The 25499-nt window shown below is 35.3% G+C and carries 22 protein-coding genes; 6 read left to right on the forward strand and 16 right to left on the reverse strand.

Going from position 1 to position 25499, the window contains the following annotated elements:
• Window positions 1-1073: 1073 nt before the first annotated feature.
• The 6 genes from BW951_RS02925 to BW951_RS02950 all read right to left on the reverse strand — a co-directional run bounded on the left by BW951_RS02925 (window position 1074) and on the right by BW951_RS02950 (window position 9124).
• A complete protein-coding gene (locus BW951_RS02925; protein ID WP_076390413.1) occupies window positions 1074-1640 on the reverse strand; it encodes a hypothetical protein in 567 nt (188 codons plus the stop codon).
• Between the two features lie 114 nt (window positions 1641-1754).
• Window positions 1755-3611, reverse strand: a complete 1857-nt coding sequence (locus BW951_RS02930) for an AAA family ATPase (RefSeq protein WP_076390414.1) — start codon at window positions 3609-3611, stop codon at window positions 1755-1757.
• Between the two features lie 126 nt (window positions 3612-3737).
• Window positions 3738-4313 (reverse strand): hypothetical protein, encoded by a 576-nt coding sequence (locus tag BW951_RS02935; RefSeq protein ID WP_076390415.1) that lies wholly within the window; start codon window positions 4311-4313, stop codon window positions 3738-3740.
• Window positions 4314-4465: 152 nt separating this feature from the next.
• Window positions 4466-5503, reverse strand: a complete 1038-nt coding sequence (locus tag BW951_RS02940; protein WP_228423085.1) for a peptidylprolyl isomerase — start codon at window positions 5501-5503, stop codon at window positions 4466-4468.
• Between the two features lie 81 nt (window positions 5504-5584).
• Window positions 5585-6094: an FKBP-type peptidyl-prolyl cis-trans isomerase gene (locus BW951_RS02945; RefSeq protein ID WP_076390417.1), complete on the reverse strand. Its 510-nt coding sequence runs from the start codon at window positions 6092-6094 to the stop codon at window positions 5585-5587.
• 1959 nt (window positions 6095-8053) lie between these two features.
• The gene (locus tag BW951_RS02950) at window positions 8054-9124 is read right to left on the reverse strand and encodes a branched-chain amino acid aminotransferase (protein ID WP_076390418.1); all 1071 of its coding nucleotides are present in this window, start codon (window positions 9122-9124) and stop codon (window positions 8054-8056) included.
• An 84-nt stretch (window positions 9125-9208) separates the two neighbouring features.
• Here BW951_RS02950 and mnmC2 point away from each other — a divergent pair, with 84 nt between their 5' ends.
• Together mnmC2 and BW951_RS02960 are read left to right on the forward strand one after the other, a co-directional pair.
• On the forward strand, window positions 9209-9883 hold the full coding sequence (mnmC2, locus tag BW951_RS02955) for a tRNA (5-methylaminomethyl-2-thiouridine)(34)-methyltransferase MnmC2 (protein ID WP_076390419.1): 675 nt from the start codon (window positions 9209-9211) through the stop codon (window positions 9881-9883).
• A 194-nt stretch (window positions 9884-10077) separates the two neighbouring features.
• Window positions 10078-10494 carry an NUDIX domain-containing protein gene (locus tag BW951_RS02960; protein WP_076390420.1) on the forward strand — a complete coding sequence of 139 codons (417 nt, stop codon included), beginning with the start codon at window positions 10078-10080 and terminating at the stop codon, window positions 10492-10494.
• Between the two features lie 30 nt (window positions 10495-10524).
• Here BW951_RS02960 and BW951_RS02965 read toward each other — a convergent pair whose 3' ends face one another.
• Window positions 10525-11229 carry a DUF4294 domain-containing protein gene (locus BW951_RS02965; protein WP_076390421.1) on the reverse strand — a complete coding sequence of 235 codons (705 nt, stop codon included), beginning with the start codon at window positions 11227-11229 and terminating at the stop codon, window positions 10525-10527.
• A gap of 51 nt (window positions 11230-11280) precedes the next feature.
• On the opposite strand from BW951_RS02965, the gene chrP reads away from it, so the two are divergent.
• From chrP to BW951_RS02980, 3 genes are all read left to right on the forward strand, one after another.
• Window positions 11281-12354 (forward strand): chryseobasin maturation metalloprotease ChrP, encoded by a 1074-nt coding sequence (chrP, locus tag BW951_RS02970; RefSeq protein WP_076390422.1) that lies wholly within the window; start codon window positions 11281-11283, stop codon window positions 12352-12354.
• A 39-nt stretch (window positions 12355-12393) separates the two neighbouring features.
• On the forward strand, window positions 12394-13044 hold the full coding sequence (gene rpe, locus BW951_RS02975; RefSeq protein ID WP_076390423.1) for a ribulose-phosphate 3-epimerase: 651 nt from the start codon (window positions 12394-12396) through the stop codon (window positions 13042-13044).
• A 458-nt stretch (window positions 13045-13502) separates the two neighbouring features.
• Complete coding sequence (locus BW951_RS02980; RefSeq protein WP_076390424.1) at window positions 13503-15344, forward strand: alpha-L-fucosidase; 1842 nt, start codon at window positions 13503-13505, stop codon at window positions 15342-15344.
• Window positions 15345-15398: 54 nt separating this feature from the next.
• On the opposite strand, the gene BW951_RS02985 is transcribed toward BW951_RS02980, so the two are convergent.
• The 8 genes from BW951_RS02985 to BW951_RS22620 form a co-directional block, all read right to left on the reverse strand.
• A complete protein-coding gene (locus tag BW951_RS02985) occupies window positions 15399-15815 on the reverse strand; it encodes a nucleoside-diphosphate kinase (RefSeq protein WP_076390425.1) in 417 nt (138 codons plus the stop codon).
• 533 nt (window positions 15816-16348) lie between these two features.
• Window positions 16349-17275 (reverse strand): ribosome small subunit-dependent GTPase A, encoded by a 927-nt coding sequence (gene rsgA / locus BW951_RS02990; RefSeq protein WP_076390426.1) that lies wholly within the window; start codon window positions 17273-17275, stop codon window positions 16349-16351.
• 149 nt (window positions 17276-17424) lie between these two features.
• Window positions 17425-18504, reverse strand: a complete 1080-nt coding sequence (locus BW951_RS02995) for a chorismate mutase (RefSeq protein WP_076390562.1) — start codon at window positions 18502-18504, stop codon at window positions 17425-17427.
• Window positions 18505-18994: 490 nt separating this feature from the next.
• The gene (locus BW951_RS03000; protein WP_084196344.1) at window positions 18995-19468 is read right to left on the reverse strand and encodes a hypothetical protein; all 474 of its coding nucleotides are present in this window, start codon (window positions 19466-19468) and stop codon (window positions 18995-18997) included.
• Window positions 19469-19614: 146 nt separating this feature from the next.
• On the reverse strand, window positions 19615-20700 hold the full coding sequence (gene dnaX, locus BW951_RS03010; RefSeq protein ID WP_076390428.1) for a DNA polymerase III subunit gamma/tau: 1086 nt from the start codon (window positions 20698-20700) through the stop codon (window positions 19615-19617).
• 98 nt (window positions 20701-20798) lie between these two features.
• Window positions 20799-21428 (reverse strand): TetR/AcrR family transcriptional regulator, encoded by a 630-nt coding sequence (locus tag BW951_RS03015; protein WP_076390429.1) that lies wholly within the window; start codon window positions 21426-21428, stop codon window positions 20799-20801.
• 7 nt (window positions 21429-21435) lie between these two features.
• Window positions 21436-22695 (reverse strand): aminotransferase class I/II-fold pyridoxal phosphate-dependent enzyme, encoded by a 1260-nt coding sequence (locus BW951_RS03020; RefSeq protein ID WP_076390430.1) that lies wholly within the window; start codon window positions 22693-22695, stop codon window positions 21436-21438.
• Between the two features lie 689 nt (window positions 22696-23384).
• Entirely contained in the window at window positions 23385-23537 is a 153-nt protein-coding gene (locus tag BW951_RS22620) for a hypothetical protein (RefSeq protein ID WP_175608775.1), read from the reverse strand.
• Window positions 23538-23541: 4 nt separating this feature from the next.
• On the opposite strand from BW951_RS22620, the gene BW951_RS03025 reads away from it, so the two are divergent.
• A complete protein-coding gene (locus BW951_RS03025) occupies window positions 23542-23874 on the forward strand; it encodes a hypothetical protein (protein WP_076390431.1) in 333 nt (110 codons plus the stop codon).
• Here BW951_RS03025 and BW951_RS03030 read toward each other — a convergent pair.
• A complete protein-coding gene (locus tag BW951_RS03030; protein WP_076390432.1) occupies window positions 23860-25443 on the reverse strand; it encodes a Na+/H+ antiporter in 1584 nt (527 codons plus the stop codon). The genes BW951_RS03025 and BW951_RS03030 overlap by 15 nt on opposite strands.
• Between the last annotated feature and the right edge of the window lie 56 nt (window positions 25444-25499).

Below are 25499 nucleotides of genomic sequence, written 5' to 3' on the forward strand. Positions count from 1 at the left end.
TATTCGTGCCATCACTCTGAGCTTACCGAAGAGTCTCTATCATCATTTAGTATTTTTGAGATTCTTCCTTCGTCAGAATGACAATGTAGCGTTAAAGTTTTTACTAAAAACAATCCTTCATTGTTTAAATAACATAGTTAGTATTCACGGTGTCACTTTGAGCCTGTCGAAGAGCTCGTTTTTGAATGTTTTATTTATTGATCTCTTTTCTTTTAAGTCATTGTTTAGATCTTTTCAGGATGACAAGCTGCATGATTATTATCTCTAGCAGATTTTGCAAATTTAGCAGATGATTAAATAGAAAAAATCCGCACAATCTGCTAAATCTGCGAGAAACCAAAAAATAAAATAACTTTCAGAACAATTGGAGGATGATTTATTTACAGTTTGTCATGCTGAAAGCATCTAAACAAAGTTTTCAATGTATCGTTGAAAGCCTTTCAGGATGACAAGCTGCATGATTATTATCTCCCGCAGATTATGCAAATTTAGCAGATGATTAAGTATAAAAATCCGCACAGTCTGCTCAATCTGCGAGAAACCAAAAAATAAAATAACTTTCAGAACAATTGGAGGGTGATTATTTACAGTATGTCATGCTGAAAGCATCTAAACAAAGCTTTTAATGTATCGTTGAGATCCTTTCAGGATGACAAAACTGCTGTAAAGACATTTTAGAAAGTATAAACAATTTTAGATTGAAAAAAATCTGCGCAATCTGCATAATCCGCGGGAGATCATTCAAAAAGATTCTTCTTTCCATAATGCTTCGCAAAATTTCAATCAGAATGACAAGCGACCGTTAAAGATGTTGGCAAATAAAAAGAATTGTAAACAATTATTAATTGTTTTGTCTTTCGTTTAGTATTCGCGATGTCACTCTGAGCCTGCCGAAGAGTCTCTTATTCTGAATGTTTTAGTCATTGGTATTTTAAAATTAATTGTACTAAGCTGAGATCCTTTCAGGATGACAAAAATGCAGTAAATACATTTGAGAAATTATAAACAATTTTAATCAGACAACGGTGTCTTTGTGGAATTCTTCTTCAGAATGAAAAGAAGACCATTCATTACTATTCTAAATCACCATTTATTTCCCTGATTAAAGCTTCCATTTCACCTATGAAATCATCCTCAAAAACCAATGGTCTGTTGTCGGACTGAATCATACTTTTTATTCTATCGCAGATGTCTATGAGTTTTCCGATTAAAGAATTCTCTTCGGGTGATGAGATTTTCCCCATTTTCAAAATGTTGCAGAAATAATATTGCACTCCGTCGAGAACAATACGACGCTCTTTAGGATATCTCGTCTGATAAAGCGCGCTTTCAAACAATTGTTGCAGTATTTTATAGGAATCCGGTGACAGCTTTCTTTGATATTCTAAAATTCTTTCTTCTTCGTTGCCTTCCGAAAGACGGATCGCACGTTCTGCAATTTTATAAACAATCCGGTAGTTTTCGATTCCTTTTTTTCGTTCTACAAACAGAATTCTTTCGGTATCGAAAGAGGGAATTTCCAGAAAATACAGTTCTGCATACACCTCTCCCATGAGTGCATTCATGATTTTCACAAAGCTGCCGAGACTTCTATGGCTCGAACTGCTTCCGCAAGGTTCAAGATGGTTTCTTTCTAACATGTTTTTTTAGATTGAGCGGAAATTGGGGAGTGAGTTTTTCATGGGATTGTTTCTGGGATAATAAGGAGTTTTTGCGAAATAAAAAAACCATCAAAAAAAACGGTTTTTAAAATATTACTCTTTCACTGTTCTTTTTTGAAACTCTAAAATTAATTTATTTAATCGACTAATAGCTTGTAGCTGTTCTAGTGTTTTATATTCTTTAATAAATTCTTTTGAAATTTTAATTTTTAAAGATTCTAATTTTTGTTTATCGTTTTTAATTTTTTCGTTCTGATTTTTAAGCTGAATTATTACCGCTTCATTAGTATTCAAGGTTAAATTTACCTGTAGTTCTTTTTCCATAAATTCTTTAAAAAAATTTATTGGATATAAATCTTCAATAGTAGAATTATCGGGAAGATCATTATTTAAATCTTTAATTGTAAAAACATTAGTCTCATTATAGCTATCTTTATAATTATCAATTATCTTTTTCTTATTATCTTTTCCTTCTTTATCAGCATCAAAAATAATTATTGGCTCTAGATTTTCACTACTTAATAAACTTGCGAACCCTGGAATTTTACTTGCACCTCCCGCAGATTTAATTGCAAAATTTTTATAATTATATTGATTGAAGCAATAATTAAATAAAAATTTATCATCTCCACCTTCGACAATTATAATTTTTTTAGGTAATAATTCTTTATATAAATTTAATCCGAATGCACTTTTTAAGACTGAGTCTTCTCTAAAATTCGTATTTTCATCAACTTGTTCAATTTTTGTTTCTCCTTGTCTTTTTGTTACCATGTAATGCCTTTTCGGAGTGTTAACATCAATTAAGTAAGGGCTATGCGTTGAAACTAATACAATATTATTTTTTCCTATTTTTAGAAGTTCATCTCTCATATATGCTATTCCAGAAGGATGCAGATGAACTTCAGGCTCATCAATTAGAATGATATTATTTTTTAAAGTAGCTGCTTCATTTAAAGCAGATAAAGAAAGAATTAAAGATATAAATTGCTTAAATCCATCACTTCTCTGTGTCATAGAAAAATATGAATACTTTTTATCTTGATCCTCAACAAATACATTGCAAAAATTTCCATTTATAGAAATTCTAATTTTAATTTTATGCTCTTTCCAAATTGCATTTATATATTTTGTTATTGACTCTGACATTTTGTCCTGCAGCTCTTCTCTTTTTGAAGGTGATGTAATAGCTTTTTCAACGGTCTTCTTTATATCCTCTTTTGTTGATTTACCAAATACATTAAATATATTTCTCAACGGAATTGATTTATTTGGATTTTCAATAAATTCTAGTAAATCTATTTCACGGTCAATTAAAAATTCTGGTAAAGCTTTCCACAACTGTATTTTAGGTATATTTTCTTTTATGTAATCCAAAAGAATTTCTAATAAAACATATTCAATATCAGATTTTGTTATTTTAATATATTTTTCATGATCAACAGATGGATTTAATCTTCTAATTGTCGTTTTTGTTTCTTGTTGTCCTTTATGAATATAACTTTTTGAAAAAGTATAATCATTTAAATTAACATTTTCTAGATCAAAGTCAATGCTGTATACAACATCAGGAATGCTTGATTCATTTACATAGAATTTTTTTGTAATACTATTTATTTTCAGATTTCTAAGAAGATTTGCATTAAAGCTTCCAGAACTGATAATTGACTTCAAAATTGAGTCTTCATCTTTTATTATATATTTTGCATATAGTTTTAAGTTCAAACTATTTTCTTGAGCATCATTATTGCAATATTCAGAATAATTGATGAATTTAAAAGTTGCATCATCAATTAAATATATAGCCTCAAGAAAAGCTGATTTTCCACTCTCATTTAATCCTACAAAAATTCCTGTATTACTAGAGTTAATATTTATATTTTTAAAATCAAAAGTATAATCTTTGATACTTTTAAAATTAATAATTCTAATAGAATCTATTTCTAACATATTATATTTTTATTATAAAGCTATAAATATAATATTCCAAAACTTTACGGAAAACCGTATTTTCCCTGAATTTTCAACAAAAAAACCATCCGAAAGGGTGGTTTTCAATAAATAAAATCAAAAAGTTTAAATTTTATCTAAAATCTTCTTCGGCAGCACTTTTACCAACTGAGATTTGTATTCATTTTCGAGGATCACAAACTTCCAGTATTTTTTGTCTTTGGAAACGGCACAGGCTTTCATATTGGCGTTGATGAGGTAAGAATTTTCCTTCGCAGCATACTGTACATTGTTTTTGCCGTATTTCTGAATCAGCATCGTTTGGATCTTCTTCTTCATGTCTTCATTCAGGGAGCCGACATTGCATTTCAGCTTGAGAAAATAATTAACGATGGAGAAATATTCTTTATCAATCTGTTCCGGCTTTGCAATATTCCCAAACTTAAAATCCTGAACTTCAATCTTCATAAACGGATTGTTGTAGGTAATGTTCAGAATCTGCGTCATCTGATCTTTCGGAATCACCGTAAAAAATTTAGGATAAATGCAGTTCACCGACTGATCGATTTTCTTTGTTTTAATCGTATTCACAAAATACGACAGTGATTGTTTAATAGCTGCATCTTCCGGATTTGCTTTCGTCTGAGCAAAAGACATCAATGACAGTAACAGGAACAGAAACAGGAATGATTTGGTTTTCATAATTTTAAATAGACAGTTGTTACGATTTTCAAAGAAGACGATTGTTTCTTCTTTTCTTAAATCTGTCGCAGAAGTCCGACGAATCGTTACAAACAAACGGCAACGAAAAAAGCCATCCTTTCGGACGGCTTTCAAATATTGTAAGATTCAGATTATTTTACTTTTACAAGCTCAACATCGAAGATTAACCACGCGTTTGGCGGAATTACTCCTCCTGCTCCTCTTTCTCCGTAACCCATTGCCGGCGGAATCAGTAAAGTAGCCGTTTCACCTTCTTTTAACAAAAGGATTCCTTCGTCCCATCCTTTAATTACTCTTCCCATCCCGATAGGAATTTCGATCGGCTCATTTCTTTTGAAAGAAGAATCGAATTCCGATCCGTCCACCAGTTTTCCTGCATAGTGTACAGAAACGTTATCGCCCGCTTTCGGAGCTTTTCCTTCTGTTGTTTTCGTGATTTTATAGTAAAGACCGGATTCTGTTTTCTGCATTCCTGCTTTCAGATCTTCAACCATTTTTTCCTGATTGGCTTTGAATTCAGCTTCCTTTTTAGCTTTTTCAGCCTCTTCTTTTGCTAAAAACGCTTTGTTGTTTTCTGCAATTTTAGCTTTTCCTTCCGTGAAGGTTTTTGCTGCATCGTAGTTTTTGTACTCGTCCCCTTTGCTGAAAACGGAAACTTTTTCCAAAACGATGTCTGTTTTAGGTTTATCCTGCGCTCCTTTTTCTACATTTGCAATCGCATCGATTACATCCTCACCTTTTACCACTTTCCCGAAAATCGTGTGTCTTCCGTCTAACCAAGGTGTAGCCACTTCTGTGATGAAGAACTGAGAACCATTGGTATTCGGTCCCGAATTCGCCATAGAAAGCACTCCTTTTCCGGTATGCTTAAGATCGTTTCTTTCGTCCTCGAATTTATATCCCGGATCTCCCATTCCTGTTCCCTGAGGATCTCCCCCCTGAATCATGAAATCTTTAATCACTCTGTGGAAAATCGTTCCGTCATAATAAGGAACCCCTTTTGCCTTCGCTTTGTTATCGATTTTTCCTTCTGCAAGACCAATAAAATTAGCCACAGTTACCGGTGCTTTTTTATCCTCGAATTTTACGATCAAATTACCTTTTGTCGTCTGAAGATTCGCATAAAGTCCGTCATTAAGACCTTCGTAAGTTTCTTTGTCTACGTTCATTTTTTTATAAATTGGTGTACAACTCATCAGCGAAACACTTGCCGCCGCCAGAATTATATTCTTGTTAAACAATTTCATGGATTATAATGCTTTTAATTTTATGATTAGTGGGATGTCGTTATCTATTTTCTTCTCATCTCCGTACGTTCCATACGCCAGTGCAGACGGAACCAGAAGCGTAACTTCCTCACCGTCGTGTATAAAACGCAAAGCATCTTCTACCGCCTTCAGTTCATCAAAATGACCGAATTTGGCATCTCTTCTTGCGATTGGCTGATCGTAGATTTTCGTCTGATCGAAGTCGTACAGGTCATAAGAATAAGAGATCAACGTATTGTCCTGCCTTCTCTGCCTTTGGTCAAAACCTTCCGTATTCGTCCAGTAATTAAGCTGAGTAGGATAAAACTTTACCGGCTGACTGCCAATCCATTCCTGAATATGGTATCTTTCCTGTGCATTCAGGTTTTTCATCCTGTTTTTGGAAACATCCAGATCGTTCTTACTGAGAACGCCGCCAACGGGAGGATGAGTCTGCGCATTTTTGCTGCAGCTCAGTAAACCCAGTATCGATATGAAGAGTATTTTTTTCATAAACTTTTGCGAAAATACACATTTCGGGAATCAATTACAAAACTTCAGGAACTTATTGAATTAAAAGTTGTGACAATTCCCCTGTCTTCCTGAGTGTAAAACAGTTGGAGGATTATGATGTAAATTTCCACTGCTTTTGAAAGGATTTTTATTTTTAAGGAGCTTTATCGCGCTTTCCGCACTCGCTATTTTTTTAGTTTACGGCGCGGCTTCGCCGCGCCGTAAACTAAAAAAATGAGCTCAGACAATTGCTCCAATCCCGGCTAGGATTGCAGACATTCCTTACAATAGGCAAACAAGTACAGCTTGTTATTTTATTAAAATCTTTAACGAATCATGTCATTCTGATTGAAATTTTGCGAAGCATTATGGAAGGAAGAATCTTTTGAATAATCTTCCGCAGATTGTGGAGATTACGCAGATTTTTTTCAATGTAAAATTGTTTATCCTTTTCTTCAAGTAATTAAAACATTTTTGTCATACTGAAAAGGATTTCAACGATACAATGAAAACTTTCTTTAGATGCTTTCAGCATGACAAACATACTGCAAATAAATCTCCTTCAATTGTTCTGAAAGCTATTTTCCTTTTTGGTTTCTCGCAGATTTAGCAGATTGTGCGGATTTTTTCTACTTAACCATCTGCTAAATTTGCAAAATCTACGAGAGATGATAATCATGCAGATTGTCATCCTGAAAGAATCTAAACAATGACTTAAAAGAATAGAGATCAATAAATAAAACATTCAGAAACGCGCTCTTCGGCAGGCTCAGGAATGACACCGCAACTACCAAACGAAAGACAAAACAATGAATAATTTTTAACAATTTTTTTTATCTCCCAAAATCTTTAACAATCCCATGTCATTCTGATTGAAATTTTGCGAAGCATTATGGAATGAAGAATCTTTTGAATTATCTCCCGCAGATTGTGCAGATTACGCAGATTTTTTCAATGTAAAATTGTTTATCCTTTTTTAAATGTTTTAACTGCATTTTTGTCATCCTGAAAGGCTTTCAACGATACATTGACAACTTTGCTTAGATGCTTTCAGTATGACAAACATACTGCAATAAATCACCCTTCAATTGTTCTGAAAGTTATTTTCCTTTTTTGTTTCTCGCAGATTTAGCAGATTGTGCAGATTTATTCTACTTAATCATCTGCTAAATTTGCTAAATCTGCGAGAGATAATATCATCATGCAGATTGTCATCCTGAAAGGATCTAAACAGAGGACATTAAAGAAGAACAGCGATCTATAAATAAAAAGCTCGAAAACAAGCTCTTGGAAAGGCTCAGAGTGACACCGCGAATACCAAACGAAAGAAAAAACAATGAATAATTGTTAACAATTCCTTTTATCTCCCAAAATATTTAACAATCCCATGTCATTCTGATTGAAATTTTGAGAAGCATTATGGAAGGAAGAATCTTTTGAATTATCTACCGCAGATTATGCAGATTACGCAGATTTTTTTCAATTTAAAATTGTTTATACTTTTTTAAATGTTTTAACTGCATTTTTGTCATCAAAGGCTTTCAACGATACATTGACAACTTTGTTCAGATGCTTTCAGCATGACAAACATACTGCAAATAAATCACCCTTCAATTGTTCTGAAAGTTATTTTCCTTTTTGGTTTCTGGCAGATTTAGCAGATTGTGCGGATTTTTTCTACTTAATCATCTGCTAAATTTGCAAAATCTGCGAGAGATGATAATTATGCAGATTGTCATCCTGAAAGGATCTAAGCGAAGTATAATACATTAAAAACAGCCATGAATAAAACATTTGCAATAAGAGACTCTTCGGCAGGCTCAGAGTGACACCGAATGCTAAATGAAAATAAAACAACGGCGAATTGTCACTAGCCTTTCCACTCAACAGAGTCTTTGTAACGAAAAAACAAAAAGCCGGAAAAAATTTCCGGCTTTTCAATATCTAACATTTAAAAAATTAAACTGTTTCCAATACGTGGTCTACTAAAATTCTCCATCCGAAAGGATCGTCTGAAAGGTTTGTCTGAAGATTCACAAGGTCATTTTTCAAAGTAACGGCGAAGCTTTCTTCGTCTGATAATCTTGGCAATTCAAGCTTTTCTCCTTTGTAACCTAAAGCCTGGAAAACGGTAGTAACCACCGCTGTTCCTACTCCCCAAACTTCTTTCAAAGTTCCGTTTTTCTGAGCTTCCACAACATCCAGAACTTTAATCGGTTCTATTTTTACTTCAATTCCTCTTTTCTTCGCCAACTGAATAAAGCTGTCTCTGGTAACTCCGTCAAGGATTTTTTCGGAAGTCGGAGGTGTATAAATGGTATCGTTGATTCTTACGAAAACGTTCATCGTACCACTTTCTTCGAAATATTCGTGAGTGGCATCATCCGTCCAGATAATCTGCTCATATCCTTCTTCAATTGCCAACTGAGTCGGGTAGAAAGAAGCCGCATAGTTTCCGGCAGCTTTCGCAGAACCTACTCCACCGCTTGCCGCTCTTGAATAGTGGTCTGAAATTTTTACAGAAACCGGTTCTGTATAATACATCTTTGCAGGAGTTGCAACGATCGCGAACATATATTTATTGGCAACTCTCGCCTTCAATGCTTCTTCAGTAGCGAAAATCAATGGTCTGATGTACAAAGACATACCTTCTCCGGAAGGAATCCATTCTCTGTCGATATCCACCAATGCTTTCAGTCCGTCCAAAAACATTTCTTCCGTTATTTCCGGCATGGCAAGACGTTTTGCCGACTTATTGATACGTTCAAAATTCTTTTCGGGCCTGAAAAGGAAAACCTGTCCGTCTTTGTCTTTATAGGCTTTCATGCCTTCAAAACAAGCCTGTCCGTAATTTACACCCATCATTGCCGGTGTAAATGCCAAAGGACCATAAGGAACCAATTTTACATCACCCCATTTTCCGTTTTCGTACTCACAGATGATCATATGATCGATAAAAGTATTTCCGAATGAAAAATTGTTTGGGTCGAATGTAGAAATTCGGGAGTTTTCAGTTTTTTGAATTATCATTTCTAAAATTTTTTATGAGGTTCTACAAATTTAACATAATTTTCTAAATATAAAAATTTTAGAGTAAATTTGTAAAAAAATAGCTTGAAAAGAGAAATTAAGACCACAAACGACGGAAGTAAAACTTTGTTTATCAATGATTTAAATGAAAACTATCATTCACACCATGGTGCATTACAGGAAGCCGAACACGTGTTTATCAAAAATGGATTAAATCTGATAAATGATTACGAAATTAATATTTTAGAACTCGGTTTTGGAACAGGTTTGAATGTTTTGGTAACAATTAATGAATATTTAAAAACTGACAAAAATCATATCATCAACTATTTTACCCTTGAAAAATACCCCATAAATGAATCGGAAATTAACGATTTAGCCTATTTTGAGCTCTTCGATAACTCCGAATTCAGAAATATTTATCAAAAAATTCATCTGGCAGAATGGGAAAAATCAGAAGAAATCATTAGTGGTTTCAACTTAAAAAAGATAGAATGTGATTTTTTTGATCTGAAGAATATCGATTTACCCTCAATAAATCTGGTATATTACGATTGTTTCGGTGCAAGAGTACAGCCCGATCTTTGGGAAAAGCCCCTTTTTGAAATGGTTGCTGATAAAATGGCTGTTAACGGATTATTAACAACCTACTCTTCGAAAGGAAGCGTGAGAAGAATTCTTCAGGAACTGAATTTTAACGTTGAAAAAAAGCAGGGACCTCCGGGAAAAAGAGAGATGATTAATGCAGTGAAGTTGTAAGGAAGGAAGATGGAAGCTTGAGGCTGGAAGATGGAGGTTTTACTACTGTGTGTTTTATGGTCTGTAAAATTTTGAATTTATAACTTATTAAGCGGGAAATAGCTTTAAAAAAATTAAAATTAGTCGTAAACCTCCAGCTCCTATCTTCCGGCATCCGACAAATTTCCTTAAATTAGCTATACAAATTATTATATATGATAGATAAGATCAACATTAGAGTTTATGCCTGTGCAGTAAAAGATAAAAAAGTTCTTACTTTATTTGAAGAATATGCAGGTGAACCTTTAATGAAATTTCCGGGTGGCGGACTGGAGTTTGGAGAAGGATTAATAGATTGTCTGCATCGAGAATTCGATGAAGAGCTGAATGTGAAAATAGAAGTTGTAGAACATTTTTATACGCAGGAAGATTTTCTAGTTTCGCGTTTCAGAGAAAATGAGCAGTTGCTTACCATATATTATATTGTAAACATCATTAACGAAGGCGATTTCCTGATTCTTGATCCCTGCATTGAAAAAACAGAATGGATCGAGATCGACAGACCGGACAATCCGTTTCCATTACCCATCGACAAGATTGTTTTTGATAAATTAAAAGAAAAATTCCTGTAATATCGTTACAGGAATTTTTTATGATTGATATTATTTGTAGACTTTAAAACTGCTCGCTCCGGAATAAGGCTGAAGATAACCAGAATTCCAATTAGATTGAAGCAGGGATTCCAGATATTCGTCGGTTCTGTTTTTGTGCGGATCGTAAGGATCTTTAATATCAATATCTGCCATTTTTCCTTTTACATTCCACCAGAAAGCACTCCATCCTCCTCTTAGTTCTTTAATGATTTCATAGACATTTTTTCCGGTTGCTCTGTTCATCAGTTTGGCAAAGACCTGTCCTTCTGTTGTCGTAAGATCTCTGAGCTGTTTTTCATACTGGTCGGCTAGAATATTCTGTCGGTCTCTGATGTATTTTCGTTTTGCCTTACTGTCCATGTTGGTCATTTCTCCCTGAATATCTCTGTATTGCTGTAAAGCAGTTAAAAATAACGGATATACTCTATAAAGCTTTTTATTTAAGAAATAATAATAGTTCCGATCCAGCTGATTATTGAATTTCGGTTTATTCAGCAAAACAAGCTCATCCATTACCACCACAGTTTCCCCGTTGATTTCATAGATTCTTGCTTTCTGCCTTTCATCATAGAAATATTTATTGCCGAATTCGTCTGTTTTCAAAAGTTCTGCAGGGTACTGACTTAAAGGTTTCGCAATGACGGAATCCCTCTGAGCCGAAATACTGACTCCAAAAAAGAAGAGAAAAAGACAAATAATCTTACTAAAATTCATTATTTTTACGCGTATTAGAACAAAAATTGAACGCAAAAATCATTCCTTTTTATGAAATTTGAAAAGAAATCTTTAAAATTTTTAGAAAAATATTTAAACACTTCATCTCCGACTGGTTACGAACACGAGGGACAGAAGATCTGGATGGATTACATTAAGCCTTATGTAGACAAAATTGAAGTGGATCATTACGGAACCTGCTACGGAATCATAAATCCTGAAGCGGAATTTAAAGTAGTGATTGAAGCACATGCAGATGAAATTTCTTGGTATGTAAATTATATTACAGACGACGGATTGATCTACGTGATCCGAAACGGAGGTTCTGATCAGACAATCGCTCCGTCCAAAGTGGTCCATATTCACGGTGAAAACGGAATTGTAAAAGGCGTTTTCGGATGGCCTGCAATCCACACCAGAGCCAACCAGAACGAACCGACTCCAAAAATTGAAAACATCTTCATCGATTGCGGTGCAACTTCCAAAAAAGAAGTGGAAGAAATGGGAATTTATGTAGGCTGCATGATTACCTATCCCGATGAATTCTTCGAAATGAATGACCGCTATTTTGTCTGCAGAGCTTTAGACAACAGAATCGGTGGTTTTATGATTGCTGAAGTGGCAAGACTTTTAAAGGAAAATAAAAAAACAATTCCGTTCGGATTGTATATTACCAATTCCGTTCAGGAAGAAGTAGGTTTGTATGGAGCAGATATGATTGCAGATACTATCAAACCTAATATTGCGATCGTGACAGACGTTACCCACGATACTACCACTCCGATGATCGAAAAGAAAAAAGAAGGTGACCAGAAATGCGGAGACGGACCGGTGGTTTTCTTCGCACCAAGCATTCATCACACCATCAGAGAATTAATTATCGACACCGCAAAAACGAAGAAAATTCCTTTCCAGAGAGCAGCAGCGAGCCGCGCTACGGGAACAGACACAGATGCCTTCGCACATTCTAACGGCGGCGTTCCGAGTGCATTAATTTCTTTACCTTTGCGTTATATGCATACCACAGTGGAAATGGTTTCCAAAGAAGACGTAGGAAATGTGATCCAACTGATCTACGAAACACTTCTGAGAATTCAGCCGGAAATGAAACTGAAGTATCATTAACAGAAGTAAAAAGAGACAAGTTAAAAGTAAAAAGTAAAAATGAAAACGAAGCTTATTGCTCCATCCCTTTTATCCGCAGACTTCGGGAATCTGCAAAGAGACATCGAAATGCTGAACAATTCTCAGGCAGACTGGTTTCACGTAGACGTAATGGACGGGAGATTTGTTCCGAATATTTCGTTCGGATTTCCGGTAATGAAAACCGTTCAGCAGCACGCCAAAAAATTTGTAGATGTGCATCTGATGATCGTAGAACCTGAAAAATATGTGGAAGAATTCATCAATCACGGAGCAGATCTTGTATCGGTGCATTACGAAGCGTGTACTCACCTTCACAGAACTATTCATCATATTCAGAGTCTGGGTGCAAAAGCCGGTGTTGTTTTAAATCCTTCCACTCCGGTTCTGATGCTGGAAGATATTATTGCAGACGTAGATCTTGTTTTGCTGATGAGTGTAAATCCGGGATTCGGAGGACAGAAATTCATCGAAAATACCTACAAGAAGATTGCGGAAACGAAAGACCTGATCTTAAGCAACAATTCAACAGCATTAATTGAAATTGACGGTGGTGTAAATATCGACAACGCCTCTAAGCTTTTCGAAGCCGGAGCCGATGTTCTGGTTGCAGGAAATGCAGTTTTCTCAGCAGAAAATCCGGAAAGAACCATCGAATTACTGAAAATTTAATTTTATTTAAATACAAACAAAAAGGCAACTCCGTTGAGTTGCCTTTCTTCTTAATGAAAATCTGAGCCTTTAATGGTTATTAGTTTTGAAGAGTTTAATGCTTAAATTTTCCTTCTCTAATGCTGATGTAAAGATGGCAATAAATGAGGACAAAAACATCCGTAAAAACACGGAATTTTAATCTCGGTATTTTTACTTAACCCCGAAGAACAGGAAGGTTTAAATCATTCAATGAGTCTGTTTAAACTTTTTATTTAACCGCAAAAGTTCACAATAGTTTTTAAAAATCTTTGATATTTATTCTTTTGAGCGCTTTGATTATTATTGAAATTCGCTTTAACATTGTCTTTTGTGCCTTTTGTGGTTAATTCTGAAATTAGTTTAAACAAGTTTAATAATAAATACAGGAGCTCTATGAAGTTCTTTTTAAGTATTTTTAGATCACAAAAAGAAAAAACGTGAAAGGGAAATTAATCGGCATATTGTCTTTAGGCCTGGTTTTATTTTCAGGAAAATATCCTGCGCAGAATCAGCCACAGGAAAATCAAAAAATGGAATGGTTTCAGGATGCCAAACTCGGAATTTTTATTCACTGGGGAATTTATTCTGTAAACGGAATTCCGGAATCATGGGCTTTTTTCAATAATTATATCAGCCATGAAAATTACATGAAACAGCTCAATGGTTTTTCGGCTGCAAAATACAAACCTGATGATTGGGTAAAGCTGATTAAAAATTCCGGCGCAAAATATGCCGTGATTACCACAAAACATCATGATGGTGTTGCCCTTTGGGATTCAAAAGCTGAAAAATCGACCACCATTCCTAAAAATTCCTTAGCCCAAAAAGACGTGCTTTCTCCGTTTATCTCTGCATTAAAAAATTCAGGCCTGAAAACCGGACTTTACTATTCCCTTCCCGACTGGAGCCATCCTTATTACGACATCAATACCCGAACAAAAAAACGTTACGAAATTAAAAATGATCCGAAACGCTGGGAAAATTTTATCACCTATTATCAGAATCAATTAAATGAACTTTCTTCACAATTGAAACCTGATCTTCTGTGGTTCGACGGAGATTGGGAACACTCATCAGAAGAATGGCGCGCTCTAAAAACTTTGGAAAATCTGAAAAAATTCAATCCGGATATCATCATTAATTCAAGATTGAAAAATCATGGAGACTACGAAACTCCGGAACAGGGAATTCCTGTGGTAAAGCCTCAAAGCAATTACTGGGAACTTTGCTACACCATGAATGATTCCTGGGGATTTCAGCCCTTCGATAACCACTACAAAACTCCGATTATGATCGTAAGAACTTTGGCGGATGTGATTAATATGGGCGGAAATTTATTGTTGGATATTAGTCCGAAAGGAGATGGAACCATTCCGGAACAGCAGGTTGAAATTTTAAAGAACTTAGCAAGATGGACAACAAAAAATTCCGAAGCCATTTATGGAACAACACGAGGTTTGCCATTCGACAATTATAAAGGAAAATCTGCATTTTCTAAAGACCGGAAAAAAATATTTCTCTATCTTGAAGAAGCCAAAGACTTTGTAAAAATATATGGTTTAATGACCAATACTATTTCTGCCAGAATTCTTGGTGACGATAAAGCGAAAATTGATATTAAAAGTAACGGTAATGGAGATTTCACTTTCAATTTTTCCCATGTAAAATTTGATCAGGACGTAACTGTTGTTGAAATATCGATTGACGAACCTATGATCAGAGTACAAAATGATAAGCCCAATTTATCTCTTCCTGAATCTTTAGAAAATAAGAATACGAAACTGGCAGTCTATGAAATTGCAGAACAGCTTCATTCGGGAAACAACATCTTCAAAAATTCAGGTTTAACAGAGGACGGAATGGAAATGAAACTTCCCAAAACCGGCAAAACCAATCCCGAAATTCTAAACTGGATCAGCAAACACGCAGAAGCAATCTATGAAACCGAAAAAGGACTTCCAGAAGGTCATTTTTCAGGAAACTCCGTACTTTCCAAAGACAGACAGACCCTTTATCTTTTTGTGGAAGGAATTCCGACTGGACCGATCGCTTTAAAAGGTATTAAAAACGAAATTGCACGAATCCGGATTGTGGGTGAAGGAACTTTATTAAGCCATGAAATATACAATAAGCTTTACTGGAGTGAGGTTCCGGGAATTATTTATATTGATGTACCCAAAGAAAAACTGGATAAAAACCTAACAGTTATTGCGGTTCTTCTTGATAAACCGCTCGAATTATACCGTGAAAAAGTTGGCGCAATTGAAAGCAATCTATAAAAAACAAAATCCGAAGAAAGTTTCTCCGGATTTTTTATTTTGAAATGATTTTTCTTAGAAAATTTCTCTTCCTGAAAAATGGAATTTTGCTTCGATAAGAGCGTTTTCGTCAGAGTCAGAACCGTGAACAGCGTTTTCTCCGATGCTTCTTGCAAACATTTTTCTGATTGTTCCTTCTGCAGCTTCAGCAGGATTAGTAGAACCGATTAAAGTTCTGAAATCTTCTACTGCATTGTCTTTTTCAAGAACAGCAGCAACAATAGGTCCAGAACTCATGAAATCTACCAATTCTCCGTAGAATGGTCTTTCAGCGTGAACTTCATAGAATTTTTTTGCATCTGCAACAGTAAGTTGAGTCAATTTCATTGCTTTGATTTTGAAACCACCTTCTGCGATCTTTCCTAATATAGCACCGATATGTCCGTCTGCAACTGCATCTGGCTTAATCATAGTGAATGTAATGTTAGACATAAATGTATATTTTTTTAATGGCGCAAAAATACAAAAAATTCTTTTGATTTTAATTTTAAAATATTTTTAACATAAAAATAACATTTGTTAAGGTTTTATGAACGAAACTTTGGCACAGTAATTGTTGATTCTATTATGATTCTCATGTTTAATTTGAGTTTTCATGGTTATTAGTTTTTACCCAGCTTCGGCTGGGTTTTTTATTGCCCGTAATTCCCCAAAAACTACGCCTAACTTCGCCATTGTATAAGAATTAAACAACAATTTAAATTTTCCATTCCAAATATTAAACTTTGTTCATCCGGAATTTGGAATTTAATGCAGGGTTAAAATAGTTCGAAAACTTATTCGGTGAGTAAGAAATTTTTCACACGAGAAATTCATCATTAAAACTTTTGTTTATCCATAATTAATCGTAATGCTTAATTTTATGCATAGGTTCGCAAAGGTTCAGCAAAGACAAGGCTGCTTTGTTACGGTAAAAAGTTAGACAAGTTTACTTTAATAACGAAGAAATTTCCGGAAAATAGAAATTATTTTTGAGAAGCTTCTTCCGCCTCTTCCATAAGTTTAATATAGGTAGAATATCTTGAATGCTGAATTTCTCCGGTTTCCAGACCATCGATTACCGCGCATTTCGGCTCGTTGATATGAAGACAGTTGTGGTATTTGCATTCTTCTCTTTTTTTGAAAATCTCCGGAAAATAATGCTGAACCTCTTCTTTTTCGATGTCGATCATGGCAAATTCACGAACTCCTGGAGTATCAATTACGTTTCCGCCAAAATCCCAGAAATGCATCTGTGCAAAAGTTGTCGTGTGCTTACCTTTTAGATGCGTATCGGAAATTTCAGATGTTTTTAAATTAAGTCCCGGCTGCAAAGCATTCACCAAAGTAGACTTTCCACAACCTGAATGTCCGAAGAAAACAGATGTTTTATCTTTCAGCAATTCCTGAAGCTGTTCCAGATTTAATTTTGAATAGGAAGAAATTTCCAGAGCATCATAGCCAATTTCATTGTAAAGAAACTCAATATCTTTTACGATCTCAATTTCTTCTTCATGAAGAACATCAATTTTATTGAATAAAATCAGCGGAGTAATATTGTAGGCTTCGCAACACGCCAGAAAACGGTCTAGAAATCCAAGGGAAGTTTCAGGATGTTTTAATGTGAAAATAAAACAGGCAAGATCGATATTTGAAGCAATGATGTGTGCTTCTTTTGAAAGGTTTACAGATTTTCGGATGAGATAGTTTCTGCGGGATTCGATCTTTGTAATCCATGCGATATCATCCTGTTCCAGTTGAAATTCTACAAAATCTCCAACAGCAAGCGGATTGGTAAGCCTTGTTTTAATCAATTTAAATTTTCCGCGAATTCTTGCTTCGAAGATTTTCCCGGTTTCCATTTCCAAAACCTGATACCAGCTTCCTGTAGATTTAATGATTTTTCCTTTCATACTGTAAGATGCTGCAAATATAGGAAATTTAGTTTGAGTGTTTTTAAAGTTTTAGAGCCGGAGAGCTTTTATAAAAGTCATCCAATTACTTTTTCACTCTCCAACTCTAATACTCTCCCACTCTAAAACTCTCTGACTCTAAAACCAGATTACCTGTTAATCATAATGCTGTTCTGAACCTCGATAGACTCTTCGTGGATCGCTTTGAATACTTTTTCTATGAATTCTTTCGTCATTCCGGTCTCAACAGCTTTTTGAGTTGCGTATTCCGTAATTTCTTTCCAACGTTCCGGCTGGAAGATGGCAATATCATTTTCTTTTTTAAGCTTTCCGATTTTTTCAGAAATTTTCATTCTCTGCGCAAGCATTTCAATCAGTTGAAAATCTATATCAGAAATTAACGTTCTGTGTCTTCCCATTTCTCCTTCAAATCCTGCCAATCCGGAATTTCTCACCTTTAAGTTCCCGATTAATTCTGCCAGAACCTCCGGTGTAATCTGTTGTGCAGCATCACTCCAAGCTTCATCCGGATTGCTGTGTGTTTCTATAATGGCTCCTTGGTAACCTACGTTTAAAGCTTCCTGCGTAATGTCTGCCAAACCAGTTCTGTTTCCGCAGATGTGTGAAGGGTCGATCAGCATCGGGATATTCGGGAACTGACTTTTAAAATCTAAGGCAATCTGCCAGTTCGGATTGTTTCTGTACTTTGTTTTCTGGTACGTAGAAAATCCTCTGTGAATAACTCCTAAATTGGTAATTCCCTGACCTAAAAGTCTTTCCAAAGCTCCGATCCACAACGCAAGATCCGGATTTACCGGATTTTTCACCAACACGGTTTTGTCTGTTCCTCTCAATGCCTGTGCAATTTCCTGAACGGTAAAAGGATTTACCGTAGAACGCGCCCCGATCCAAAGAATGTCTACATCTGCTTCCAAAGCTGCAAAAACGTGGTGTGCATTGGCAACTTCCGTCGCTGTTTTAAAACCGTATTCTTCCTTCACTTTTTTAAGCCAGTTCAGACCGATTACTCCTACTCCTTCAAATCCGTTCGGTTTTGTACGCGGCTTCCAGATTCCTGCACGGAAAACCGGAACATTGGCATTGGTTTCCCTGATTCTTTTTGCAATTTCCAGCATCTGTGCTTCACTTTCTGCACTGCATGGTCCTGCAATCATCATGGGCTGCTGGAATTCATTAATCCATTCGTTTTTTAAGTCTTTTAAATTCATATTTTTAATTTTACTATTATCGTTATTGTTCATATTCAAACACAAAAAAGCATTATAAAATTACTTTATAATTCTTTCTAAAAAATGCCGTTAAAATTTTTTAAAGGAATCAGGAAATAAGAAGAAATCTATAATTCCTGTAGATTTTTTTGAAAGAAATTTATACTAGCAGTACCAATAATAAAATCGATAATACGTTCTGAAATTTCTAAAATAAGGAAAAGAAAAGCCAAATTGCCCGCTAAAGAATTCAGCAGGAGCAAATACAGATTGATATGACTTTATTAATTTTTCCAAAATAAACTATCTATTTCTAGATTTTCGGTTTACATTTTAACTGAAAAAGCTGCGTTTTGTTTTTCAATTATCTGACAAATATATAAATTTTATTTAAAAAAGAGTTTCATGTACCCTATTTTTTTAAAATAAAAATTGTGAAACTTTTTCTTAAAGATTTTTCTGTAGGAAAAAAATTATTAAAGAACAAGAATTATGTTAAATCAAATTTCATCAGATCATCAAGATCTTTCAGCAAAGGATTTAATTTAACAAACTTTTCGAACTTCTTTCTTGGAGTCATTACTTCTACTTTCAGATTTTCGGCATCTCTTTTATATGCAACCTGAATGGAATGATTGTGAACTTTCGTTTTAAAATGATTAAAAAACTCGCGGCTTACTTTATCAAACTCAGCTTTTGCAGAATCCGAAGGAAACAAAACGGTAATTTCATTTTCTCCCGATTTTATCATTTTGAAAGATTTAATGGCATTGAAAATAATGGCATCTTTTCTCTGGAGCTGCTTGAGCAGTAAATTCCACTCTGCCTGAAGATCTGTTTCGGTAAAATGATTTTGGGGAAGCTGTTCTGTTTTGGCTACAACTTTTTCTTCTACAACAGTTGTTTCTTCTTTGTTTAAAAAAGAACTGATGCTGAAACCTGAAGAAATTCCGGGTCGCGACAAAGGTTTCGAGGTTTTTTTGATTTCTGTGACAACGGGAAGTTCCGGACTTTCAGAGGGTTGTTCCTGTTTAGGTTTCTGTTCCTTAGTTTCCGTAGGTTTTACGGGGATTTTTACTTCCTGCTTCTCACTGAGAAACGGAGCCAGAATTATAAACTTTTTTTTTTAGCAACGTCTGAATTAGCCGTCAAAGAAGCCAATTGCATTAAAGCAATTTCTACCGTAAGTCTTGGATTTTTGGAATTTTTATAATTGATGTCTGCATGATTGCAAATCTCAATAGCATCAATGAGCTGTTGAGGATTCCATTTCTGGGCCTGTTCAACAAACTTTGTCTTGGTCTGTTCTCCTACTTCTATCAGATCAATGGTTGAAGTATTCTGCGCCATCATCAGATCTCTGAAATGACTTCCCAATCCTGCAATAAAAATATGAGGATCAAATCCTTTTTTCACAATTTCATTGAAAGCGGAAAGAACTTCGGGAATTTTATTTTCTTTGGTTAAATCTACAATTTTTAAGTACTGGTCGTAATCCAGAATATTTAAGACTTCTGCGGCTTTTGCGAGTGTAATATTCTTTTGGGAAAACGTGGAAAGCCTGTCGAAGATGGAAAGTGCATCTCTTAAAGCGCCGTCTGCTTTTTGGGCAATAAGGTATAAAGCATCATCTTCATACTGAATATTCTCTTTCTGAGCGATATTTCTAAGATGTCCCTGAATGTCTTCAATTACGATTCTTTTGAAATCATAGATCTGACAGCGGGATAAAATGGTAGGAATAATTTTATGCTTTTCGGTAGTCGCCAAGATAAAAATCGCATGAGCAGGCGGTTCCTCAAGTGTTTTAAGGAAAGCATTGAAGGCTGCAGAAGACAACATATGAACCTCATCGATAATATACACTTTATATTTACCAACCTGAGGCGCAAAACGTACCTGATCGATCAATTCTCTGATATCGTCCACAGAATTATTCGATGCAGCATCCAGCTCATAGATATTGTAGGCAAAACCGTCTTCCGAAACAGATCCGTCTTTTTCATTGATCTTCCTCGCCAGAATTCTGGCACAGGTAGTTTTCCCTACTCCTCGAGGACCACAGAACAACAGTGCCTGAGCCAATTGATTTTCTTCAATAGCGTGTTCTAAAGTATCCGTAATATGAGACTGCCCAACAACAGTATCAAACTGCTGCGGGCGATATTTTCGTGCAGATACGATAAAATTTTCCATTGGTCAAAAATAAGAAATATTGTTGTAATTTAAAAATGAAATCCTTTTAAATTACTTTTAAAATAACTCTATCCTGACAACAGTAAATTTTTCCCATATTATCTTTCTTCGTAAGCAAAATCGATGATTTCGGTAATCGCCTTTTCTATTTCCTTTCTTCCTTCATCACTTTTCAGGTCTATTCCGCAGAATACACTTGCATTGTGTGCTGTATAAAGGTTAAGGTAATAAGCTCCGGAAACCAGAAGTGCTGCGATGGCACGATATCTTGTAGCTTTATCCTTAAAATGCGGATCTACAATATTCGTGAAAAGCATTTCTCCCATTTCTTCTCTCTCATCGGCTACTTTTTTCAGGATCGGCTTACTTTCAGATAATCCCCAAAGAATAATCTTCTGAAGTTCTTTGTTTTTCTTGATGTGCTCAAACTGGTTAAGAATGGCAACTTTAGAAAGTTCTTTTCCTCCGTCTGAAAAATCCACATGGATATTATCCTGGTTCATTTTGCTCCAGTAATCCTGAGATCTGATGTATTCGTCGATAAGCTTTTCGGTACTTCCGAAGTATTCGTAAATTAATTTTTTATCAAAGCCTGCCACTGCTGCTATTTTACTCACTTTCAACCCTGAATACCCTTTGGTTCTCAGGATTTTTCCAACAGCAGCAAGCAATTTTTGTTTTGTTTTTTCTTTGTCCCGTATAGGGCCCTGTACAACTTTTCTTGGCATTTGTTATTTATTTTTTTGCAATATGCAACTTTTTATTGATATCCTCAAAGGCATTGAGGGTTTTATCAAGATGTTCTTTATCATGTGTTGCCGTTACACTCATCCTGATACGGGCATCTTTTCTGGCTACGGCAGGATAAATAATAGGATTTGTATATACTCCGTGTTCAAGAAGCATTCGTCCTACGTCGCCTGTGATATGCGGATCTCCGATTTTCACCGGAACAACTGCAGAACACGTAGTCCCGGTATCCAGTCCCAGATCATTAAGTCCTTTTTTAAAGTAATTGATGTTTTCCCAGAGTTTTTCTCTCCAGTGTGGTTCTTCATCAATCAGCTCAATGGCTTTTATAATTCCTGTAGCCGTGGAAGGAGGTGTGGTAGCTGAAAATATCTGCTGTCTGGACTGGAATCTTATAAAATTGGTAAGACTTTTATTCGCGATAACATATCCTCCAAGATTACCGAATGTTTTGCTGAATGTTCCGGTAATAATATCTACTTTGTCCAAAAGTCCCGTATCTTCAATGGTTCCTCTTCCTGTTTTTCCTAAAATGCCTACCCCGTGAACATCATCAATCATCAGGTAGGCGTTATATTTTTTTACTAATTTATAAATTTCTTCAATTGGAGCCGTATCGCCATCCTGAGAATAGACACCGTCTATTACAACGAGCTTTGTACGAAACTGCTTTTCCGATGTTTTCAAAATCTGTTCCAAAGCCTCCAGATTGTTATGCGGGAATGTTTTTCTGTTGGTAAGAATACATCCCTCATATACACTTGCATGAACTGCCATGTCTACAATCGCAATATCTTCTTTCTGCAGCAGGATTTGTAAAGTCGCACTGTTTGTAGTGTATCCTGTTGTAAAAATTACGGCTTCGTCCTGAGAACGTCCAAAAAAAGACGCAATTTTAGCCTCCAAATCGTTGTGGTAAGAATAATACCCTCCGATAAGTGGTGTTGCCGCTGTTCCGGTTCCGTATTTCTCTACTCCTTCAATAGCTGCCTGCTTTACTTTCGGGTGCTGTGTAAACCCTAAATAATCACTTGTAACGAAGCTTACAAATTCTCTTGTTACATTGTGAGTCCCTACATTCATCACAGAACTGCATCCTGTGTTATTCTGCAATCTGTAGTGATGCCGTCCGTTTGATTTCATGTATTCCAGAAAGTCGTAGTAAATGTCTGCACGCTCCATCATATCGAAGCCCGGAATATTTTCGAAATCCTTGAAAGTTGCTGTTGAAAAGTTAATGTCCATCCTTAATTTTGTTAGCTGTTTAATGTTAAAACAAATATAGTATTATTTTAAAAAAGTATAAATTTATTTTCTATTAAAATTTATTATGCATAAAATATTTGTATTAAATAATCTTAAAAAACATTCATATCTATAAAATAATTGAAATATTAACAAAAAAAGAATAAAACAAAAAGTTTCACAATCACTTAAAAACTAAGCAATTAATAATTATGTGTGTTTGGTAATGATTTGGTAAAGAAAATTTACAACTTTTATAGCAAATTGTCATTGAAAATCAGAAATAAAAAAAGGCTGAGATCTATTTTTTTGGGAACATTAGAGTCAGCCTTTCTTAACATTTGTCCTTTTAGAATGTACCGTCCACTTATTTTAAAGCTAAATCATTTAATTTAATCTTTAAAAAATTCCATTAAAAGAAAAATTTCAATCTTTCAATCAAATTCACCCTTAATGGAATTATAACAAATATAAATATTTTTTTAACATAAATTAAGATTTTTAAATATTATTTTAAGAAAAATAATTTAATCATACCACAATATTATCAACGATAAACAACAAACTCAACAAAATATTTCACATATTCAGTATTTTATTACAAATTTTCAATACATTTAACGAAGCGATAAAAATTGGTTAGATATTTGAATGGTAAAAATTAACAGCCAACGCTATTGTTCACCTATTCACTTAAAGTAATTATTATGATTATTCAGTACTCTTTTCTTACAGACTACATCATCGGTATGATGAGAAAGTCTTTTACCATACCCGTCAATTGATCTGCAATTATCATCATCAGGTGTTCCGAAACTATTTTCAATTAAAAAAACTTCCACTATCATGATTTTTGAAGAAAACCATTCTGTATTGCAGGATAACCACAATCTTTCCTATGTAAAAAATGTGATCAATTTTCACGGAGATAAATCTTTTATTCTTAATTCTTTGCAGAAGATTAAAAACAATACGATCTGTAAAATAAAAAGAAAAACCATCAATAAACTGATTAAAGAATACACGCATCATCTTAATCAATATATTGAAAATGAAGATATTAATTCAAAACCGGAGAATTACGAGCTTTCGCCTGTGTACGCAAGACAGTCGTATGAAAAAGTGTTAAAAGAGGATGAATATCTGCAGAAAGTTTTAACTTTTTTAGTGAATCAGTGAGAGTCTTTCTTCCTCCAGATCAATTTTCACGAGATGTCTCCGGATAAGATCTTCATCAAAATGCTGCTTTTTGTCGTAGTTTTGCTCAATCAGCCATGCTCTTTGCGCATTGAGAATATCCAGATAAGCGTCTTTGATTTCGGAGGATAGTTTAATATCGGGCTCTTTTTCCACTTTTCCTCTCCATTTTTCATGAATCTGCTGCAAAAACATACTCTTTCCCAGTAATTCGCTATGATTTTTTCTGAGATGCTCTAAAGTCATTTTCGCCATTTCACGACGGATCAGCTCTTCCGCTTCGTCTTCAGGAAGGTGATCGTTGTAGGAAGGTATTTCCATTTTTCTGATGAGATAAGGAAGCGTAAGTCCCTGAACCAGCAATGTTGTTAAAATAACAATAAAAGTAATGAACAAAATTAAATTCCGCTGAGGAAAATCCGGACCATCGGGATAGAGTTTTACGGGAATTGAAAGTGCTGCTGCCAAAGACACCACTCCCCTCATTCCGGTCCAGCCCAACAGAATCGGAGCTTTAAATCCGGGACTTCTGTTGTCTGCAACGGTAATGAAATTTCTGGCAATTAAAGTGACCACTACTGCTCCGTAAGCCGACAGAATTCTTACCACGATCAAAACCGCAGTTACAAGCAATCCGTATCCTACCGCAGCGTAAATACTTACTTCTCCCAAACCTGAAGTAATTTCCGGAAGATCCAGACCAATAAGAATAAAAACCAGACCGTTGAGTACGAAAGACAGACTTTCCCAGACATTCAGCCCCCGTAAACGCGACGATGTACTGAGAAAGCTATGACGGTTATTGGAAAGCAACAACCCTCCGCTGACTACGGCTAAAACGCCTGAGCTGTGCGCTTCTTCCGCTGTAATATACATCAAATAAGGTGCAACAATGGTAAGAATTGTGTCCATATTGGCATCTGTAGGAAGCAGTTTATGTCCTTTCATGAACAGCCAGCCGATGATTAACCCGATTCCGATTCCGCCAATCAGCATCCACGAAAAGCTGAAAACCGCATCCTGCCAAATGAACTGTCCGGTTGCAACCGCAATCATCGCAAAACGGAAAATGATTAAGGAAGAGGCATCATTCAGAAGACTTTCTCCTTCCAGAATAGAGGACAGCCTTTTCTGGACTTTTACAAATTTCAGAATCGCTCCTGCACTTACCGCATCGGGAGGGGACACAATTCCTCCGAGTAAAAATCCTAAAGCCAGTGAAAATCCGGGAATAAAATGATTGGCTACAAAAGCAACGGTCGTTGCGGTAAGAAATACAACAACAAAGGCAAAACTTCCTATAATCCGCCTCCATTTCCAGAGCTCTTTCCATGAAATTGCCCACGCTGCTTCATACAGCAAGGGTGGAAGAAAGATAATAAAGATAAGTTCGGGATCTATTCTGATGACCGGAACGTTGGGAATAAAACTGATTAACAATCCTGCCACAACCAGCAATACAGGATAAGCTACCCTTATTTTGTTGGCAATCATAATGATAAAAACAATGGCAATGATTAAGGAGAGATAATAAGGAAAGTTTTCAAGCATTCTAAATTTTTTCAATACTAAAGGTACGTATTAAAGTGAAAATTTTAAATGAAAAA

Origin of the sequence: Chryseobacterium gambrini (assembly GCF_900156825.1) — a bacterium.
GTDB classification, from domain to species: Bacteria; Bacteroidota; Bacteroidia; order Flavobacteriales; family Weeksellaceae; genus Chryseobacterium; species Chryseobacterium gambrini.